The organism is Roseofilum reptotaenium CS-1145 (genome assembly GCF_028330985.1).
Lineage (GTDB): Bacteria > Cyanobacteriota > Cyanobacteriia > Cyanobacteriales > Desertifilaceae > Roseofilum > Roseofilum reptotaenium.
Window position 1 is genome coordinate 44,060 of record NZ_JAQMUE010000054.1, and the last position, 18,414, is coordinate 62,473.

The window sequence follows — 18,414 nt, forward strand, 5'->3', positions numbered from 1 at the left end:
TTCACAATAGTATAACGATCAAACAGAGACTTGTACTTTCTGTTGTACCTGGAGAGATTGCTGAACCTGAACAAAAGCCTCATAAATCGCAACTTCTGATTGCACAGCTTCAAAGCTCACTACTAAACAATAAGGTACAGTCGCATCTTCATTCTTATTCCAACCTTGATGTCCAACTACAGCAATACAGAATCCCTCACGTAAGTCATAAGACTTCACTCTTGCCCAGTCTTTCTGAATCGTTCCATTACTTCTTGATATTTCCTTAACTATACCATCAATTCCTTTCGGTCTCTTCTTTCCCTGAGAATCAGGTTTGAATTGCTTTCTTCCTAGTGTCCACTGAAATCCATCTGTACCTTTTTCTGAATCCTCACTAGCTTTATATTCTTTAAGAATTTTTGCAAGAAACCCATCTGGATCTTCTCCTCGGTTACTACATCTCCAATCTAACCAAGTCGATAAATACTTGCGACGATGCCGACGAGTTCGACGAGGTTCAGCCACATAAGACAAAGTGATCTCAACCAGAAAATCAAAGTCTTCATCCGGTCTTAGAAACATCTCTGGAATCTGAACTTGATAAACTCTAACTCCTCCAGCGCTAATCCTCTCATTCCCTTGAGTGATTAATGTTATACGATTGGGAGTATTCTCTAGAGCGCGATCGAGATTAGGGATACCGTAACCCATTGTCCGAATGCCTTGATAGAGTTTTTCTTTTGATTCATTTGTCCAGTCCGGTAAACGTGCTGATTGAACAATTAACGCACGATAAAGTAAAGCACTCTCTTGAGGAAATTCTGCGGCGAGAGTAGCAGCAATGTGAGAGACTTTTGGCACTGCAAATGAAGTCCCCACAGCATCAGAACTGACAGGTCTTCCTCCATTACGAGTTGAGCGTACTAGCTCAGGACAAATATCTTCTGGTGTCGAAAAATTTGGTGAATTTTCTGAGTCAGTAACATAATCTCCACCGTATTCAACAACTTCAGGTTGAATCGTATCCCAAATTCCTAACCCAGTACAAGAGAAAGCAGAAGGATGATCTTTTTCTGCCATGGACTGCAAATTAGAATCTTTATAAGTTACATGAGAAACTGAACCAACAGTTAAAGCCTGTAAACTTTGAGCAGGATTAGCAATTCTTGCAGATTTTTCCAATAAATAATCTGGGTAATATTGTCCATTTTGAAGATGATAATCAATAGATGGTCGGGTTATAAAGTCTGTTTTAGAATTTAGGTTGCCTGCTGCTACTATAAATAGAATATCTCCTTGTTTCTCCCAAGTCAGTTTATCTATTGTTGCTGCCCAAGCAGACATAGATTGTGTTCTGCAAGGACGAATCGCGGCAATAGAGTGATTAAAAATTCTAGTGCTGAACCGATCGTAATAGTATGCAACAATTTCTTCTAAAACTTTCGGAGGAAATAGATCTCTAGGTAACTGGTTATCCCGATCGAGAATTCTGGCATTTTGAAGCCAGCATATGGCTTGTTGGTAATCCATTGTAGGTATTCCACGAGGATAAAGAATTGCACCAGCAACTCTCGTTCCATGTCCACCATATTGAACATAATCAACGGTTGTATCCAATTCTCTAGGAACCCATGACTTGGAATGATGGGAATTAATGGCAGCTTTTAGTAGAGGATGGCGTTCTTGAATACCACTATCAATCACACAGACTTTAGGTGCATTTTGATCGGGTGCTTCTAGAGTAAATACTTTTGGATCGGATTCAGAATTACTAGATATTACTGGAGGAAAACTCGGTTCATCATGTTCAGTAACATCAAAAATATAGGGGAAATTGAGTACAAGATCTTTTAATCCTTTTCCACTAATTCTTATTCGGCAGGAAAAACCGTCTGGAAATAATATTGTATCTAATCTCTCTCCATGGTAATGACTAATAAATGAATCAAGTTTTTCTCCGCGATCCCACTGTAAATCATCGAACAAGAGTTCAGATAAATGGTTCTTTTCTAGCCACTTTATTTCCCTTTTATTAAAGTCTTCATCACTTTCATCTTGTTTTCGATTTGGATACCTTAAATATTGCTCTTTAACATGGATACAAGAAATACCCACATCTACAACATACTCTTGATACTCCCTAATATTCTCCCACTCAGCTTGAAGACTATCAGAAAGAATATATTCTGGACGTTTAGTTCCCTCTAATATATCCCAAATTTCTGGAACTTTGCCGCCACCTCTCTTAGCGTCAAGAAAATTCTCGATCTTTTTCCTCAGTTCTGATAACTCTGTATCTGCTGATGCACCAATGATATATCCTTGCTCTAAGTCAGCAACTACTTCAATACCAAAGCTTTTGAGATCTTCAGCATTAAAACTATCAGGATCGACTTCTAAGATAAAGGAAACTGCGTCTGGTAGTTTGGGTTTGCCCTCTTGCTCACGTTTCTTCTGCTCTTCTTGCCAATGGGTTGTGATGAAATCAATCGAAGATTTTAGCTTTCTACCATGTCCTCCAGCATTACCTTTATTTCTCAACGTAATATCAGATTTTTTGCCTCCACCAGAAAGCTTCGCCTTTCCTTCTCGGACTAGACGTAGTGAAAGATGAGGATATTGCTTTGGTCGATCAGACATGAGAAACTAAAATCTCTTGAATTGACTCTTCTAGATGTTCTTGAATAACTAGCTCTTCTCGATCTAAGATGGCTCGTTTAGCTGCATTTTGTCCCACCTTCACAACTTGGGCAGCTGAAAAGTCGCTCATTTTTTGTACAACTGAACTCCAATTAATCGAACCTAGCGATACTGAGTAAAGCGTTTGTTTAAGGATGGCTTCAATTTCTAACTCCGTTGGTTTAGGAACTTCAATTACATCATCGAATCGCCGCCATACCGCTTCATCCAAAAATTTAGTTAGATTAGTTGCAGCGACCAGTAAGCCATTGGAGGCTTCATACTCATCAAGTAACTGAAGGAAGGTATTAACCACTCGCTTAATCTCCCCAACATCCTGGCTATCTTCACGAGATTTAGCCAGTGCATCGCACTCATCGATAAATAGCAAGCAAGGAGACGCAGCAGTAATTTCAAATACCTCACGTAAGCTAGTGGCTGTTTCTCCTAAGTAGGAAGAGACCATGGCATCAAAGCGTACTTTAACCAATGTTAACCCAGTGTTCCAAGCAATACGCTCGGCTCCCATAGTTTTACCACAGCCTGGCGAGCCATAAAGTAAAATTTTTTGACGATAGCGCAAACCATGATGAGCCAAACGCTCGCGAGCAGCATATTCCCTTTCAATTCGGCGAAACCGATTTTCTACAATCTCTGAAAGGATCATATGATGTCGCAGTGCTTCACGAGCTATTGTGACAATAAATGGATGGTTAAATCGGTGTTTACTCGATAATCGGGTCAGCGATCGCAGATTCTGTTGTTTCAAGGGCACATAGTCTGAGGTTGTAGGAATTTCCCGATGAACATCTGTCGATGAATTTTTGGGTTTAGAAGGAGGAGGGCCTTTTTGGATAATACTTTCTAACTGTTCAGCAAGTCTTGTGTGGCCTAGTTTTCGCTCTTCTTCAACGATAATCGACAGCATACTCTGTGTCGCCTGTGAATCTTCACTGGCAACAGCACGAAATAAACGTTTTAGCACTTCTCCCTTCATTGTGTGCTGGGTCACCCAAAACCGTTGGCTTCAGTCCTACAATACCGACGCTCTGCTCAAATGTTAAGAAAATTTCACAAAAAGAGAACTTTCTGGTTTAGTCTTAACGTAGTTCCGTCAGATGTCGTGGAATTGATTTTTTATTCAATTATAGCTTGATTTACGTGAGTTTGGGATAAGCTGAAACCCTAATACTGTTGTTATACGATAGGATTATCTCTTTCCTTCGTGTCCCCCATTCTTCTATCATGGTTTCAGTTCATCCCCAAATTGAGTATCCAGAAAGCGACGGGTTACCCTTGGCTGATAATACGATTCAGTTTCGCTACATTACCACCATTCAAGGCGGTCTAGATGCTCTGTATGCTAATGACCCCAATGTGTTTATTGCTGGAGATTTGTTCTGGTATCCCGTAGAAGGAGATAAGAAAATTCGCGTGGCTCCGGATGTGATGGTGGCATTCGGGAGACCCAAAGGCGATCGCGGTTCCTATCGACAATGGCAAGAAGATAACATTGCTCCTCAAGTGGTATTTGAAATAGCATTGCCGAGTAACACAATCAAAGAGTTAGAAGAGGAAAAGCTTGATTTTTATAACCGTTACGGAGTTAGAGAATATTATCTGTTTGACCGAGAGCGACGCAAGCTCAAAGGATGGATGCGTCAAGGACAGGGTACGTTGCTCCCCATTGCCAGTATGAAAAATTGGGTCAGTCCTCTATTAAACGTGCGATTTGTACTAACAGAAGGGGCAGAATTGGAACTGTATAGTCCTACGGGTGAGCAGTTTGCCACCTATGTGGAGGCGATCGCCCAAGTGCAACAAGAACGCGATCGCTCCCAGGAAATGTTCGAGCAACTGCAACGAGAACGGGGCAGAAGTCAACAATTAGAACAAGCCCAGCGTCAGGCGATCGCCCCATTAGCAGCAATGGGACTAGATGCAGAGGCGATCGCCAAAATCTTATCCTTATCGGTAGAGACTGTGCAGGATTATCTGCCATAAAAAACGCTAGATTCAAGCCATTTTCACATCGGAAAATGTGGGAGCTAACGCTTTAGAAAGTCTTGCCAGCCAATCGGTTCCTTCTCCTTCAATCCAAGGATATTCTAGGATAAAATTTTCCCAATCTAAATCGTAGCTTGATACGGATGGGAACACCCTCGCTTGCCAATCAATTGCTTCATACTGGGCAAAGTCTTGCCAGTCTGGACTTGATTGCAATACCTGATGCAGAAGATCGAAGGGTAATTCGATTCGTTCGGCTAATAAAACGGCATCATACAAGTCTTTACCTTGGGGATAGCGGTCAGTTTCTAACCACAGTAACTTCCAAGCTAAGGACAGTTCTGGACTTGCTGACCAAATTAAAGCATTATCGCCTTCAATCAAGGACATAGAGGTTTGGATCGGCTCATCTAAAAGCGTTTCCCGAAACGTCACATCGATTTGTACCACTCCCCCTGGCAAATTCTCGGCTTGCCAAGGAAACACAATTCGTCGTCCTTCTGCCCGTTCGTAAGTCCAAATTTCATCCCGACGAATTTGGTCAACTTGGATAGTTACCGATCCAACTTCAGGATTGTCTGAAACCATTTGAATTAAATCGTCAAATAAACCTTTGGCAACGGGATGATCGGGACTAATATTATCCGGTCTAAATACAAAATCCATATCTCCCGGTTCCCTGGCTTCATCTCCTAGCCGAGCTTTGAGCAAAAGACTACCGCGCAACACTAAATGTTGATTCCATGACGAACGACTGATCCAAACTAACAGATGATTCATTACTTCTCGACGTGCTTTGAACCACTGGTTTTTCAGGTGTGAATCTGCAAAAATGGGGTCACCTAAACGGAAAGCATTCATGAAGTGTGCTAATGCTGGCTCAAATACTTTGGCCTGTGTCAGGTTTGCATCGGTTTCTGTGTTTGTAGGATAGGTATTGGGGTAACCGTTCATAATATCTCCAAAGGAATTACAAAATTCAGTGAATCCAATCGCGATCGAGTTCAAAATTGCTATCGTAGACGACAAATTCCTGTTCAATGTCGATGATGGGGGTGTTGAGAGCGGCGATCGCCTGCAACAGGTGCTTCAGTTGTTTCTGTGCTTCCCGACGACCTACTCCTGAACACCGTTGAGTAACAAATCGCTCCTGAGACTCATCCTGACACGTCTTTAATGCATTGCGTGAAAGATGGGCACAATGGGGTTCAACTGTTTTTCTCAATGGACTCAGAGACGTTAGCGGTGGGACTAATACTTTAATGTGATGTTCAAAATAGCGATCAGCAGTATGATCCATTGCTTCATTTTTATCCTGGGGAATACCCGGATGATCGGCAGCCACCTCCGTTTTAATGCGAACAACAGAAAATCCCTCTGCTTGTAGCACCTGGCACAGCTCTTTTACCCGCTCCAGTTCATCCGTCAAACGTCCCTCACCCCATCGGGTTAACATGGGTTGGGATGGGGTAACTCCTCGATCTAAAAGGATGTGAAGACATTTGAGAGTGCGATCGGCACTCCATTGGCGAAGTTTTTCGACCTCATCTAAGTTCTTCACGCTAACGGTAATATGAGTTTCAAATGGCCCAGTAAACTGCATGAATAGTGAGTCGTCGATCGTTTTGTCAGTGAGAACTGAAAGTCTCGATCTTAATTGTAGTATAAAACCCAGGATTTACATTACATTTATAATACATTCTCGATCGCCCCAGAATTGCTCCCTAAAATGCTTCAGAAAATCTGTAGGTTCAGCCGAACCGATGCTCTGTTGCAAAAGTTGCAGTAAAATCAACTAGAAGTTATGCTCATGAATGACAAACATGAAATGGTTTTTTCAAAAACAGCCAGCTAACGACATTGCACTGAAGTGTGACGATCTCCATTGTCAGATGTGTGCTGATACGGTAAAACAGGCTTTGCAAAAGGTTAATGGTGTTGTAAGAGTAAAAGTAAATGTCGGCAAAAAGGAGATCGCTGTTTCCATTGATGAAAAAGCAAATATAACCAGTGATATGCTGATCAATGCTCTCAAACCCACTGGCTATATAGCAACGACCTAATACTCCTCACAAAATTTGCATCTTCATTCGATCTCTCATAACTCTAGCTACTTTATACGACTTTCTTTTGAAGGTATCGTATTTCTGCTCTGTGCGATCGCCAGATTATCTATCCCGTTTTTCAGAATATTAAGGAAGAAATTACATGGCAGAATTCTATTGGCAAAAACTGGACTGTAAGAATCAACCAACAGGGGGACTTGGTGCATGGCGTGCAAAAGTCCCTGGTGGTTGGATAATAGCTATTCGTTGTGGTGGTAGCGAAGGTGGCGGAGTCACTTTTTATCCCGATCCTAATCATCAATGGAATGGTGGAACCTTACCCTTTTGACATACTCTCCGACCTAACAGAGCGGCTCAACTCAAATCAATTGTTAACCGCTCTACAAACCTGGCATGTTCCTCCGAAGTGATACCCTGTTGCAAAACTTGCAATACCTCCATCATTTGATTATTTCTCAGGGCATCGACGGCTAACCATAACCCTGGGAACACTTTGGAGCGAATAATGTTTTGTTTATCGGCGACGAGGGGTTGATACTCTCCTGCGACTAAATGAAACCAGTCTAAACGCTGTTCAAAAGATTGCCAAACCAAATATTCTGCCACTCCATTGCGGCGATAGACTTGCTGTTTATTGCCTAAGTCGATCGCCGCACTACTAGCGGCAATTTCCACCACTAATTCCGGTACACCTTCTAAATAGCCATCTTCGGTTACTCTTACACCTCCCCCGACTTGGCGATCGCGCATGAGGACAATATCCGGTTGCACATCATTATCCAAGTCTAAGCGCACAGTGGGTTCAATGCCCGATAATGTCCCTGGAGTAAATGCCGCATAAGTTTCTAAACAAGTTGCTAAACGGCTATGAGGTTGAGCATGATATGGAAAGCGTAGAGGAGAAGCCACGTAAACAATTCCTTCAATGAGTTCTGCTTTGCGAATATGGGGAGCCGCAGCATAGCGGCGCTCGAATTCTGGGCGCGAGAGGCGATCGCCACTTTCGAGCCAAGGGATAGAAGTCTCAGGTTTAGGAGATTGGCGGAACAAATCAGTCGTCATCTGAGTGTCCTGAATTTTATTGTTTTAATTATAGTAGTAGCAGATCGGATTAGGGTTGTTCGAGACTTTGCCAGAGGTTACCGAGGATATAGGTGGCTTCAATCGTGCGATCGTCTCCTAAAATCATTAAAGTAAATAGTTGATCCACTAATTCAGATAGATTTTCGGGCGGAATTTGGTTCTGATTGCGTAATTTCATTAAGGGTGTTGGGGCAGGATTAATGATGATAAAATCCGCTTCTTTCCCCGGTTCAAAATTGCCGATTTTATCCTCTAAATGCAAGGCTTTCGCTGCACCTAATGTAGATAGGTAAAAGGCTTGGAAGGGGGAAAGAGCTTGTCCTTGCAGTTGCATCACTTTATAGGCATCTCCCATGGTTTTGAGCAGTGAAAAGCTGGTTCCTGCGCCGACATCGGTGGCTAACCCAACGGGAATGGGAGGGGATTGGATTTGGGTTTGGTTTAAATTAAATAATCCGCTACCGAGGAATAAGTTAGAAGTGGGACAAAAAGCGATCGCGCTCTGACGCTCACTTAAGCGTTGCAATTCAGAGTCACTCAGGTGGATACCATGAGCGAAAATCGATCGCTCTGTGACTAATCCGAATTCTTCATAAACATTGAGGTAATCGGATGCTTGTGGAAAAAGTTCCTTAATCCAGGCAATTTCTTTAATATTTTCAGATAAGTGGGTATGGATATAAAGGTCTGGATATTCACTAAAACTGCCGGCTAGCTCTAATTCTTCTGGGGTTGAAGTAGGAGCAAAGCGGGGTGTTACAGCATAAAGCAATCTATCCTGATGATGCCATTTTTGGATTAAAGTTTGGGTTTGTTCATAGGCAGTTTGTGGCGTATTAACTAAAAAGTCGGGTGCATTTCGGCTCATGAGCATTTGTCCGGCAATGATTCGCATCTGTCGCTCTTTCGCCGCCGTAAATAACGCATCAACAGACTGAGGAAAAATAGTAGTTAAAATGACGGCTGTCGTTGTGCCATTGCGCAGCAGTTCATCCAGGAAAAAATTAGAGAGTGTTTGAGCATAGTCTGGATCTTGAAACTTTTTCTCTACAGGGAATACATATTTTTCTAACCATTCTAATAACTGCTCTCCATAGGAAGCGATCATTTCCGTTTGCGGACAGTGGAGATGGAGGTCAATAAAGCCGGGTAAAATCAGTTTTCCGGAATAGTCTGTGATGTGGAGATGGGGATATTGAGAGCGCAGAGTTGGGTAATCGCCAACCGCTTTAATCTGACCTTGTTCTAAAATTAATAGACCATCAGGAAAATAGCGCACGCTTTCTGATTCCCGATAATGGAAAGGGTTATGGATAAAATCAGCGATCGCACCCCGGAAGGCTGAGTAAGTAGCAGAATTAGCAGACATGGAGCAGATGATTTGCGGTAATTTTTCGGAGGTCTGTTGACTTGGGTCAGATTATTCTAGTATATACAAGTATTGAGTCATAAAAATTTAGCCATGGAAACGGTGCAACTGGGTCAAACGGATATTCGGGTCACGCCCTTGGGAATTGGTACATGGGCTTGGGGTGATAAACTGTTTTGGGATTATGGCAATACCTATGGCGAAGCGGAAATTAAAAAGGCATTTGACGCAACCCTAGATGGGGGAATCAGTTTTTTCGACACGGCGGAAGTGTATGGTTTGGGAGAGTCGGAATCTTTAATTGGTCGGTTAATGAAAGAAACTGGGCGATCGCCCCAAATAGCGACGAAATACTTCCCCGTGCCTTGGCGACTTAAAGCGGAAACCGTATCCGAGGCAATTACTAATAGTTTGAATCGGCTACAAGTGGACTCTATTGAACTCTATCAAATCCATCAACCGGTCAGCTTCTTGATGAGCCAAGAAACTCTGCTCAATGCTTTAGCGAATGAAGTGACGCGGGGCAGAATTCAAACCATAGGAGTGAGCAACTATTCCGCCAAACAAATGCGGGAAGCTCATGATATTTTAGCTCAAAAAGGGATTCCCTTAGCTGTCAATCAGGTGAAGTATTCCTTACTGAGTCGGAAAATAGAGAGCAATGGAATTCTAGATACTGCCCGCGAGTTAGGCATTACAATTTTGGCTTATAGTCCCCTTGCCCAAGGGTTATTGACCGGTAAATATACATCGGTCAATACACCTGTGGGAGCGAGAAAACTTAGTCCAGAATTTGGTCGGGAAGGATTACGCAAAATTGCTCCTGTGATTTCGCGCTTAAAACGAATTGCCGATCAATATAAGAAAACGCCTTCTCAAGTGGCATTGAATTGGCTGATTTGCCAAGAGGTAATTCCGATTCCAGGGGCGAAAAGTGCCAAGCAAGCCCAAGATAATGCAGGTGCTCTAGGATGGAGCTTGAAACCAGAAGATGTGCAAGATTTAGAAGAAGTTACCCGTCCCTGGTTAAGTTAGGTTTACTATAGGGATTCTCTGTTGTACAGAGTACAGTTTGAAACCTTAGACCCTATTCCCTATTCCCTATTCCCTATTCCCTAGCGGGAAGCGCTATAACCCACCCAATGCATCCCTTCAGGAAGTCGATAGCTGCTATATTCAACTTGAATCACTCGGCGATGGGTGGGATGGGTGGCTTTACTTGAAGCATGAAGAATTAGGGGTTTCATCGCCATCACCGATCCAGGTTGCACAGTACAATTAACCGATGGTTGGGTTTGCACAATTTCTTGGATTTGAGCTGCGGATAAAATTCCCTGTAAATGGCTTCCTGGTATCACGCGCAAGCAGCCATTTTTAGGTTCAGCAGCATCAAGATGAATGCGAAACGTGACCATTTGATGGAGGACATTTGCTGGTGGGTGAACATGGGGTATAGTGTCCTTAATGCTCCATGGCCCCCAACCTGGAATTTCCTGTTTATGAGAAACCGCGATCGCCCTATCCTGATGCCAAGGAACCAGCCAGTTATTGCTGGGAGTTTTATCGAAGAACAGGACGCGCACCACCGAGGGAGAATCCCCCAAATAGTCTTGAGCTTTTCGCAGCAACTTGGGGGAATAAACCAGATCCAAAACCGTTCTCAGGTGGTGGTGGAGATTGCGTAGTCCCCCTTGAGTGGGTTTGAGGTGCAGAGTATTTAGCTGTTGCACAATTGGAGCGAGCGTCTGCTGTCCAATCAAGGATTCTAAAATTTCATAGCCTTGACACGAAAAAGTCATGTTAACTGAGTTTTTTCACCATCCAAGTTGACAGCGCTTGGAAGCCTAACTTATCGTACAAGGCGATCGCTGGTGTATTCTGACAAAAGACTTGCAGACTAATTTGCTGCTCTCCTCGCTCTTTAGCGTAAGCTTCCGCTTGCTCCATCAATGCCGATCCCAGTCCCTGGCGGCGATGTTCCGGTAAGATATAGAGGAGAAAAATATGGGTATGGTGCTGTCCATTCACTTGATCCACCGCTTTCCCCATCCATAAACAGCCAATGGGTTGAGAGCGGGGAGTCGAAGAGAGGAAATCGGAAATTTGCGGATCTTCGACTTTCTCCACCCACCAGAGGGGAGTCGTCTGAGCAAAGTGTAACTCGATCGCCTGATTTAAATGAGAAAAATCCTGCCCTGGAAATAACTCCTCATAGGTTTTGTGCATAAAGCTAATCAGCACGTCGCGCTCCATCACCCATCCAGCGCGAATCCGATAGCCTGGAACCAATTCATTTTGTGCCATTTACAAAAGAGAAACAGATAGTCACACTCTATCGTAGGGTAAAACGGGTTTTAATCCCTAATAGGGATTTATGCTTGTTTCAACACTCAAAGCTTGCAGACTGATTTAGATTTCTATCTTCGTTTCAATCCCTAATAGGGATTTATGTTCATTTCAACCTGAGCAGAAATAATGGCATGAGTGAATTTAATATGATGTTTCAATCCCTAATAGGGATTTATGTTCATTTCAACTTTGTACAGTATTAATAGTTGTCAGTACTTTTCATGTTTCAATCCCTAATAGGGATTTATGTTCATTTCAACCGGTAGGCTTCAAACCTACATCAACGAATCTCAAGGTTTCAATCCCTAATAGGGATTTATGTTCATTTCAACTCTATCAACCATGTCCTTCCCCTATTTTCCTCCTGCAGTTTCAATCCCTAATAGGGATTTATGTTCATTTCAACAGTTACTCCTTAGCCAATCTGGGAGGAAAATATACGTTTCAATCCCTAATAGGGATTTATGTTCATTTCAACTATAACATTCTTCATCGGAAATACCTGGCTCATAGATAGTTTCAATCCCTAATAGGGATTTATGTTCATTTCAACAGTCATCATCTTGCTCAAAAGAATAGGCAATGTAAGTTTCAATCCCTAATAGGGATTTATGTTCATTTCAACTGTACTTTTTCTCGATGCCAGTCCAAATCCTCCAGTTTCAATCCCTAATAGGGATTTATGTTCATTTCAACCGCTTGCTTTCCAGACCCTTACTGTATTTAGTTTCCAAGGTACATTTCCGACGCTCGCCTCCTATGATAGCTCTCTGGCACTCAAAAAGCAAGCCCAAATCGCTGAAACCCTTGTCCTATCTGGGCCGACGCGACCTCGAAACTCAAAGTTGCTATAAGGCAGACGGGGTAGATGATACAGCCATTTGAGACTCAGGGGTAATTTTTACCTCTCCCTACCGTCGGATTTTAGTCGAATTGGAGACTAGGGGAATAGGCAAAGAAGATATTAGGTATTCCCTTGAATAATGTACTTAACTGTGGTGAGAGCCTCTAAATTAATCAAACCTCGGCGTACCCCTTTTTGATTAGACATGCCTAAAAATACGGTATTGCCTCTGGTACGATAGCGATAAAATCGGGGACTGGCATTGATATAGAGTGAAGCACTGTTAATTCCTAGGGCAAATTTACGACTTTCGTTATAGGATTGGGTAACTAAACAGTTTGCATGGCCGCTGCTGTGGGTGTTCATCCAGGCGATTGCCCCATCCAAATCTTCGACCAACTTAAACGTCACCACTTTTTCTAAGTATGCCTGGTTCCATTCCTCTGGTTCTGCCGGTTTCAGCTCCTCATATTGAGCCGCTAATTCTGGATCGCCTCGCAACTCAAACCCTTTTTCCTTCAAAGATTTCCATAAAGAAGCGATGGCTGAGGAACTTTGACCTTGTTCAATTAATACTTTCTCAATCGCATTCACTGGATCGGGTTCGCTGGCGTGGGAATCAATAATTACATGACGAACCGTTTCTAAGCTACCGGAATTTCCCCAATATAAATAACAATTCCCCATAGCCGATCGCAAGACGGGTACAGTTGCCTGTCGCACCACCTGTTCCACCAATGACGGCCGACCATAGGGGATAATCAGATTAATATATCGATCTTGGCGAATCACATCTCGAATGGGAGCGCCCTGTTCTGAGGATAACAAGATTAATGAATGTTTCGGTAAACCCACCTCTTCTAGGGCGACTTGTAAGGCTTCAGCGATCGCATAGTTCGTTTGGAACGATTCACTTCCCCCGCGTAAAATCAAGCTATTCCCCGTTTTCAAGCCTAACCCAGCGGCGATCGCCCCTAACTCTGGAAACGCTTCATACACCAAAGCCAACACCCCCAAAGGCATTCGCTGGCAATAGGTTTGTACCTCTTCCACTTGATAGGAGGCATTCATGACCTCTTGTAATGGGTCGGGAAAATCGGATAATCCTTGTAAAATTTGAACGACATTTTGAATGCGTTCTGGAGTTAACTTGAGCCATTCTAAAATCAGATCTGGAACCGCCATCTCGCGAGAGGTTTCTAAATCTAAAGTATTCGCCTCTAACACTCGATCGAGAGAGTCATCCAAAACCTCTGCCATCATCTTCAGAGCGCGATCGCGGAGGGTACTGGACGTATTCGCTAAAATTAAAGAGGCTTCATGGGAAGCACCCACATCCTCTAAAAGGTCATTGGATGAAGTCATGAATCAGTCATCTACATCAATTAAGAAGAGCGTCGATACACCAGCCATCTCATCAGTGCCAGCAACAGGAGCAACATCACGGGAATGAATACCCACACCATGATACTCGACCCTGATGGCGCTAAAAGAAAATATAAGGATAACCATACAATGGGTAAGACTAAAATGACCAACAACCCCACAGGTAAGTAATATTCCTTTAAATCTGAATGAATGGCTATCCATTGCTTCCCTGTCCAGTACCAAGTTTTCTTGTAGGGGGAACTGGTGGACACCTGTTGTAGCACATAGCCATTTTCCTCAACCGCAAAAATTTTCTGACATCGATCGCATCCAAATGCTTCCGTGAGCAAAATCGGCTGCAAACGACCTTGACAACGGCAAGGACAAGGATAATCATGGGCGGTCAAATCAATTTTTTGAGCTTTTTTGGACTGCACAAGTCACCCGTAATCTGAATTTGAGATGAATTGAGGATCTTCTCGATATTCAGCGAGAAGAGAATATTGGCTCTAACCCTGTTTATTGAATCAAAGCTTACTATCCATCTAGTTTAGCTGCAAAAACGAAACCTAATAACTCTTCCTATTAAACTTTATAAGCGGGTAACGCGATTCGAACGCGCGACATTCACCTTGGCAAGGTGACGCTCTACCACTGAGCTATACCCGCATCACTTTCCTAATTTACACAAAGATGTGGCTCTTGTCAAGAGGTCAGCCAAGATTTTTGGCGATCGCTTGTCCTATTCGATTCAAGATCTTTTAAAGAAACTATCCATTATCCCATTACTGCGCAAAGCGCTGTAAGCTATTTGAATCATCAAGAACATCTGTGTGGAGTGCCCGAACTTTGTCTGTAAAATACTTTTTTTTATCAGATGGATGGATTATTGGCCGCGTCTGGGAATTTGGAGGAATTTGGAATGAAGTCGTTTGGCGCAGAAAACCAGACATTGAGCCTCTCAATATGGGAATTGTTGAGCATAACCAAACGTTATGGCTTTATCGAGTAGAAGAGGCTGTACTGATGGTTGAGGTTAAACCCATGGCTGATGCTCCCAGTAACCAAACCATCGGCCAAGTCGTTCTCAAGCGACTGATTGACTCAGAACAGGTCATTGATCGGCTTGGCCAAGCAGAAAGCATTGTCCATCGCTTTTCAGAAGGATAGGGGAGTAGGGGGATAGCAGAACACATTAAAATGGAAAAATGGAGAAGTGTTCCCTATTCCCTGACTGATGTAAGAAATCTATTCAACCGTCCACTAGAGAGTAGGGGCAGCCGGTAGATTACTAATGGCTCGTTGTAGACGAGCGACAGCTAGGTTATAGCCTACAATCGCTTGCACCTGGTTAAACTGGGCTTGAGTGAGGTCAGTTTCCGAATTAATGACATCAGTTTGTGTCCCTACCCCAGCTTGAAAACGGAGTCTAGCCAGTCGTAGGGCTTCTTCTGCTTGGGCTAGACCGACAATAGACGTTTGGATATTGTCAAAACTAGAGACTAATTGGAAATAGGCATCTTCAACTTCTAAGCGGATACGATTACGGTTATCGGCAAATTGTTGTTCAGCAATTTCTATTTCCGCTTCTTCAATATCAGCTTGGGCCCTTGATAGTCCCCCATCGTAGAGGGTCCAGTTGAGTTGCGCTCCTAGAGTATAGCCATCTCCAGTACCTTGGGAGAGCAGAGGGTCATCAAACCATAACTTAAGAGCGTTGTAATTCGCAAATAAACTGACTTGGGGCTTTAAGCCAGCTAACCGAGCATCGCGCTGGGCTTCATTAAGTTCTCGCTCGATTAAACGTTGTTCTAACTCAGCGCGATTTTTATAGGCGAGGATAATACTATCATCGAGGGAAAGTTGCCAACGACCGACGATTTCTACCGGATCGGCAGCAGATACATCCAGGGTTTGGGGAAGATTCAAGATTTGGGCTAGGGTACGCCGAGCCGTTCTTAAACTCGCGATCGCCTCAGTCAGTCGTTGTTGTTCGTTCGCAACTTGCACTTGAGCTTGCAACACAGCAAACCGAGTTCCCACACCTGCCGTTTCTAAAGCCTGGGCATCCCGTAAACTCCGTTCAGCCTGTACGAGAGCCTGTTGACGAATCCGTAATTGTTCAGCCGAAGCTTGCAACTGATAATACTGTTGCGCCACATCGAGGCGGATTTGTTCCTCAATCACTTCGACTTGAAGCGCATTAAATTGAACTTGCTTTTCCGCTGCTTTAATGTTGGCTGAACGTAAGCCAGAAGTCAGCAGGTTATAACGCACTTCTACCGTTCCTGTTAAGGAGTTCGTCGGAGAATCGGGATCGCCCTGGGCTGTGTCCGTATTACGGGCGCTAATTTCGCTATTGGCGCTTTGAGAGCGTTGCAGGCCAGATTGAAAGGTCAAGGTGGGTAAGTTAGCCGCTAAAGCTTGTCTGAGTTGAGCTTGCGATCGCTCTAACTGTAGCTTGCTTTGTTGCAGCTCAATATTATTGCGCCGCGCTAAATCAATCGCCTGTTTCAACGTTAAGGGTTGAGTCCCTTCAATAGCTACTTCTGACGGATCGGTGGGAAATAACAGAGGGTTCGGACTCGGATCGAGATAGAGGGGTGCAAGTTCCGGACTTTGGGCAACATGGGGAGAAACTAAGGTTTCTGGGAGTGGATTTTGGGTTGGATCGGAGCTTAACGCCGTTTGTAGGCGACTCACCCAAGCCTTATCTTCTGCTGAGAGCTGTTGGGAATGCTCGTCAACTAGAAGGTTTAGGGTTTCCTCTAATTGAGAATCAGCTACCGTCTGGCGATCGCGCCAGGTCGCATTATCACCAATTGAGGGAGCTTCTGGGTTGCTCAATACTGAAGCGGGAGAAGGTTCAGATGGCGTTAAGGGAGTTTCCTCTCCTGTGACCTCATCTTCTGTAGATTTTGCTTCTCCCTCTAGGGGAGGTTGTGACGAGACGGGTTGTTCCTTCTCCAGAGAGGTCTGGGGTTCAAAAGATGGTTCAGGTTGACTCGTTTCTAAGAGCAGATCGCTGGCGAAAACCACAGCATTGACGCTAGGATTTATCACGGCGATCGCAGCGCCCGCACTCACACCAATAAATTTCCGCAAAGTTGGCATAGTTCCTCAGTTCAATCCACAATCCCAGATCAAAAATGTCCTGGCTCAAGCAGAGACTCCATAAGCAGGATACTGGGTTACCTAGGAACTTGGCAATCGGTTTTCCCTATTCCCTAGAGATTTGCTGGTAGGATAAACCGACATAAGATTGAATCTCAAGTAAAGATTACAAACTGTGGTGTAAGCGAGTGAACAACATTCCCCCTGTTGATTTAACCCAGCAATACCAAGCGATCGCCTCGGAGGTGGAAGCAGCGGTACTAGAACTTTTGCCTTCGGGTCGCTACATTGGTGGCCCTGTGGTGGAGTCCTTTGAAAAACAGTTGGCCCAAGCTGTGGGTGTAAATTGCTGTGTGGCTTGTAATTCGGGGACGGATGCTTTGTATTTAGCCCTGCGAGCAGTGGGAGTCGGGCCCGGAGATGAGGTGATTACGACCCCGTTTACGTTTATTGCCACAGCCGAAACGATCGCCATGGTGGGGGCTACTCCCGTATTTGTCGATGTAGAGGAGGAGTCGTTTAATCTGGATCTGTCCCAAGTAGAGGCAGCGATTACTGAGAACACTAAGGCCATTATTCCCGTACATTTGTTTGGCCGACCTGTGAATATGACTCGGTTGATGGCGATCGCCAAAACTCATAATCTTAAGGTCATTGAAGATTGTGCCCAAGCTGCTGGCGCAACCTGGGCGGGTTCTCCCGTGGGCAGTTGGGGGGATATCGGCTGTTTTAGCTTTTACCCGACTAAGAATTTAGCCGCTTGCGGGGATGGCGGAGCGCTGACGACTCAGGATTTGGCGATCGCCGATCGGGTGCATCTATTGCGCGATCATGGGCGGCGCAGTGGCTATGTTTATGAGGTGACCGGGGTAAATTCCCGTTTAGATGCAATACAAGCAGCAATCTTAAAAATTAAGCTTAAGTATCTGCCCCAATGGAATCAGCACCGTAGGGAAGTTGCCTATCGTTATCATGAATTATTGGCATCAGTTTCAGGGATTGTACTGCCCCAAGAAATCGAGGGTGGGGAGTCAGTTTGGAATCAATACACGATTCGGATTAAGGACCGACAAGAGCTAGATTCAGACTATCGCAATCGCATTCAATTGCGTTTACGGGAGCAAGGGGTGATCGCATCGGTCTATTATCCTCTGCCTTTACATCTGCAACCGGTTTATCAGGATTTAGGATATCAGCCCCATCAATTGGCGATCTCCGAGCAACTGAGCCAAGAAGTTTTATCTTTGCCCATGTTCCCCGAATTAACGTTAGAACAGCAAAAACGGGTGGTCGATTGCCTAAAAAACATTTTGTAGGGAGAGTTGGCTATGGGGAAGCCTCTGGCATCCTCTTTACATTCCTTAACAAAAACATAAGATAGTTTGAAGTTTTTTGTACTATAGTTAAGAAAAGTGCGATTCGTTCAGCCCAAAAGGAAAGGGATAAAAAAAACCAAAACGTAGGGCTGATAGGGGTCACAAGCCCTTATAACTGAGAAATTGTTCTCAATCGGTGAGAGCGTCTGGACTCCACTTCCTATCCAATAAAGGAAG

Annotated in this window: 17 protein-coding genes, 1 tRNA gene and 1 CRISPR repeat array; of the genes, 6 read left to right on the forward strand and 12 right to left on the reverse strand. The window is 44.0% G+C overall.

The features are described from left to right. Positions 1-18 precede the first annotated feature (18 nt). Entirely contained in the window at positions 19-2,622 is a 2,604-nt protein-coding gene (locus PN466_RS09015) for a S8 family peptidase (protein ID WP_271938874.1), read from the reverse strand. Then, on the reverse strand, positions 2,615-3,658 hold the full coding sequence (locus PN466_RS09020) for an ATP-binding protein (RefSeq protein WP_278003038.1): 1,044 nt from the start codon (positions 3,656-3,658) through the stop codon (positions 2,615-2,617). Before PN466_RS09020 ends, PN466_RS09015 begins: the two co-directional genes overlap by 8 nt. Before the next feature lie 248 nt (positions 3,659-3,906). Between PN466_RS09020 and PN466_RS09025 the strand changes: the two genes are divergently transcribed. Next, the gene (locus PN466_RS09025; protein WP_271938877.1) at positions 3,907-4,665 is read left to right on the forward strand and encodes a Uma2 family endonuclease; all 759 of its coding nucleotides are present in this window, start codon (positions 3,907-3,909) and stop codon (positions 4,663-4,665) included. A gap of 12 nt (positions 4,666-4,677) precedes the next feature. On the opposite strand, the gene PN466_RS09030 is transcribed toward PN466_RS09025, so the two are convergent. Both PN466_RS09030 and PN466_RS09035 read right to left on the reverse strand, forming a co-directional pair. Beyond that, positions 4,678-5,622 (reverse strand): nucleotidyl transferase AbiEii/AbiGii toxin family protein, encoded by a 945-nt coding sequence (locus tag PN466_RS09030; RefSeq protein WP_271938879.1) that lies wholly within the window; start codon positions 5,620-5,622, stop codon positions 4,678-4,680. Between the two features lie 25 nt (positions 5,623-5,647). Next, positions 5,648-6,271 carry a hypothetical protein gene (locus PN466_RS09035; protein WP_271938880.1) on the reverse strand — a complete coding sequence of 208 codons (624 nt, stop codon included), beginning with the start codon at positions 6,269-6,271 and terminating at the stop codon, positions 5,648-5,650. A gap of 220 nt (positions 6,272-6,491) precedes the next feature. Between PN466_RS09035 and PN466_RS09040 the strand changes: the two genes are divergently transcribed. Then, positions 6,492-6,731 (forward strand): heavy-metal-associated domain-containing protein, encoded by a 240-nt coding sequence (locus PN466_RS09040; RefSeq protein ID WP_271938882.1) that lies wholly within the window; start codon positions 6,492-6,494, stop codon positions 6,729-6,731. A 145-nt stretch (positions 6,732-6,876) separates the two neighbouring features. After that, complete coding sequence (locus PN466_RS09045) at positions 6,877-7,062, forward strand: hypothetical protein (protein ID WP_271938884.1); 186 nt, start codon at positions 6,877-6,879, stop codon at positions 7,060-7,062. Positions 7,063-7,088: 26 nt separating this feature from the next. Here PN466_RS09045 and PN466_RS09050 read toward each other — a convergent pair whose 3' ends face one another. Beyond that, positions 7,089-7,796, reverse strand: a complete 708-nt coding sequence (locus PN466_RS09050; protein ID WP_271938886.1) for a Uma2 family endonuclease — start codon at positions 7,794-7,796, stop codon at positions 7,089-7,091. A gap of 49 nt (positions 7,797-7,845) precedes the next feature. Further along, positions 7,846-9,186, reverse strand: coding sequence for a guanine deaminase (gene guaD / locus PN466_RS09055; RefSeq protein WP_271938887.1), 1,341 nt, complete (start codon positions 9,184-9,186; stop codon positions 7,846-7,848). 93 nt (positions 9,187-9,279) lie between these two features. Here guaD and PN466_RS09060 point away from each other — a divergent pair, with 93 nt between their 5' ends. After that, positions 9,280-10,221: an aldo/keto reductase gene (locus tag PN466_RS09060; RefSeq protein WP_271938898.1), complete on the forward strand. Its 942-nt coding sequence runs from the start codon at positions 9,280-9,282 to the stop codon at positions 10,219-10,221. Between the two features lie 80 nt (positions 10,222-10,301). Here the strand turns inward: PN466_RS09060 and PN466_RS09065 are convergent, their stop codons facing one another. The 5 genes from PN466_RS09065 to PN466_RS09085 form a co-directional block, all read right to left on the reverse strand. Next, positions 10,302-10,985, reverse strand: coding sequence for a phytanoyl-CoA dioxygenase family protein (locus tag PN466_RS09065; RefSeq protein ID WP_271938888.1), 684 nt, complete (start codon positions 10,983-10,985; stop codon positions 10,302-10,304). A gap of 1 nt (position 10,986) precedes the next feature. Next, a complete protein-coding gene (locus tag PN466_RS09070) occupies positions 10,987-11,490 on the reverse strand; it encodes a GNAT family N-acetyltransferase (protein WP_271938889.1) in 504 nt (167 codons plus the stop codon). 47 nt (positions 11,491-11,537) lie between these two features. Then, a CRISPR array of direct repeats spans positions 11,538-12,231; the repeat unit is 37 nt; unit sequence GTTTCAATCCCTAATAGGGATTTATGTTCATTTCAAC. A gap of 268 nt (positions 12,232-12,499) precedes the next feature. Next, entirely contained in the window at positions 12,500-13,744 is a 1,245-nt protein-coding gene (locus PN466_RS09075; RefSeq protein WP_271938891.1) for a glutamate-5-semialdehyde dehydrogenase, read from the reverse strand. A 20-nt stretch (positions 13,745-13,764) separates the two neighbouring features. Then, positions 13,765-14,184 (reverse strand): hypothetical protein, encoded by a 420-nt coding sequence (locus PN466_RS09080; protein ID WP_271938892.1) that lies wholly within the window; start codon positions 14,182-14,184, stop codon positions 13,765-13,767. Positions 14,185-14,344: 160 nt separating this feature from the next. Next, positions 14,345-14,416: transfer RNA gene (locus PN466_RS09085), tRNA-Gly, on the reverse strand. Between the two features lie 162 nt (positions 14,417-14,578). Between PN466_RS09085 and PN466_RS09090 the strand changes: the two genes are divergently transcribed. After that, positions 14,579-14,917, forward strand: a complete 339-nt coding sequence (locus tag PN466_RS09090; protein ID WP_271938893.1) for a hypothetical protein — start codon at positions 14,579-14,581, stop codon at positions 14,915-14,917. Positions 14,918-15,010: 93 nt separating this feature from the next. Here the strand turns inward: PN466_RS09090 and PN466_RS09095 are convergent, their stop codons facing one another. Continuing rightward, positions 15,011-16,861: a TolC family protein gene (locus PN466_RS09095; protein WP_271938894.1), complete on the reverse strand. Its 1,851-nt coding sequence runs from the start codon at positions 16,859-16,861 to the stop codon at positions 15,011-15,013. 188 nt (positions 16,862-17,049) lie between these two features. Between PN466_RS09095 and PN466_RS09100 the strand changes: the two genes are divergently transcribed. Continuing rightward, complete coding sequence (locus tag PN466_RS09100; protein WP_271938896.1) at positions 17,050-18,177, forward strand: DegT/DnrJ/EryC1/StrS family aminotransferase; 1,128 nt, start codon at positions 17,050-17,052, stop codon at positions 18,175-18,177. The last annotated feature ends 237 nt before the right edge of the window (positions 18,178-18,414 follow it).

Excerpts from the sequence above, each read along its gene's own strand:
- PN466_RS09015 (WP_271938874.1), bottom strand. The coding sequence starts at position 2,622 with ATGTCTGATCGACCAAAGCAATATCCTCATCTTTCACTACGTCTAGTC.
- PN466_RS09020 (WP_278003038.1), bottom strand. The coding sequence starts at position 3,658 with ATGAAGGGAGAAGTGCTAAAACGTTTATTTCGTGCTGTTGCCAGTGAA.
- PN466_RS09025 (WP_271938877.1), top strand. The coding sequence starts at position 3,907 with ATGGTTTCAGTTCATCCCCAAATTGAGTATCCAGAAAGCGACGGGTTA.
- PN466_RS09030 (WP_271938879.1), bottom strand. The coding sequence starts at position 5,622 with ATGAACGGTTACCCCAATACCTATCCTACAAACACAGAAACCGATGCA.
- PN466_RS09035 (WP_271938880.1), bottom strand. The coding sequence starts at position 6,271 with ATGCAGTTTACTGGGCCATTTGAAACTCATATTACCGTTAGCGTGAAG.
- PN466_RS09040 (WP_271938882.1), top strand. The coding sequence starts at position 6,492 with ATGAAATGGTTTTTTCAAAAACAGCCAGCTAACGACATTGCACTGAAG.
- PN466_RS09045 (WP_271938884.1), top strand. The coding sequence starts at position 6,877 with ATGGCAGAATTCTATTGGCAAAAACTGGACTGTAAGAATCAACCAACA.
- PN466_RS09050 (WP_271938886.1), bottom strand. The coding sequence starts at position 7,796 with ATGACGACTGATTTGTTCCGCCAATCTCCTAAACCTGAGACTTCTATC.
- guaD (WP_271938887.1), bottom strand. The coding sequence starts at position 9,186 with ATGTCTGCTAATTCTGCTACTTACTCAGCCTTCCGGGGTGCGATCGCT.
- PN466_RS09060 (WP_271938898.1), top strand. The coding sequence starts at position 9,280 with ATGGAAACGGTGCAACTGGGTCAAACGGATATTCGGGTCACGCCCTTG.
- PN466_RS09065 (WP_271938888.1), bottom strand. The coding sequence starts at position 10,985 with ATGACTTTTTCGTGTCAAGGCTATGAAATTTTAGAATCCTTGATTGGA.
- PN466_RS09070 (WP_271938889.1), bottom strand. The coding sequence starts at position 11,490 with ATGGCACAAAATGAATTGGTTCCAGGCTATCGGATTCGCGCTGGATGG.
- PN466_RS09075 (WP_271938891.1), bottom strand. The coding sequence starts at position 13,744 with ATGACTTCATCCAATGACCTTTTAGAGGATGTGGGTGCTTCCCATGAA.
- PN466_RS09095 (WP_271938894.1), bottom strand. The coding sequence starts at position 16,861 with ATGCCAACTTTGCGGAAATTTATTGGTGTGAGTGCGGGCGCTGCGATC.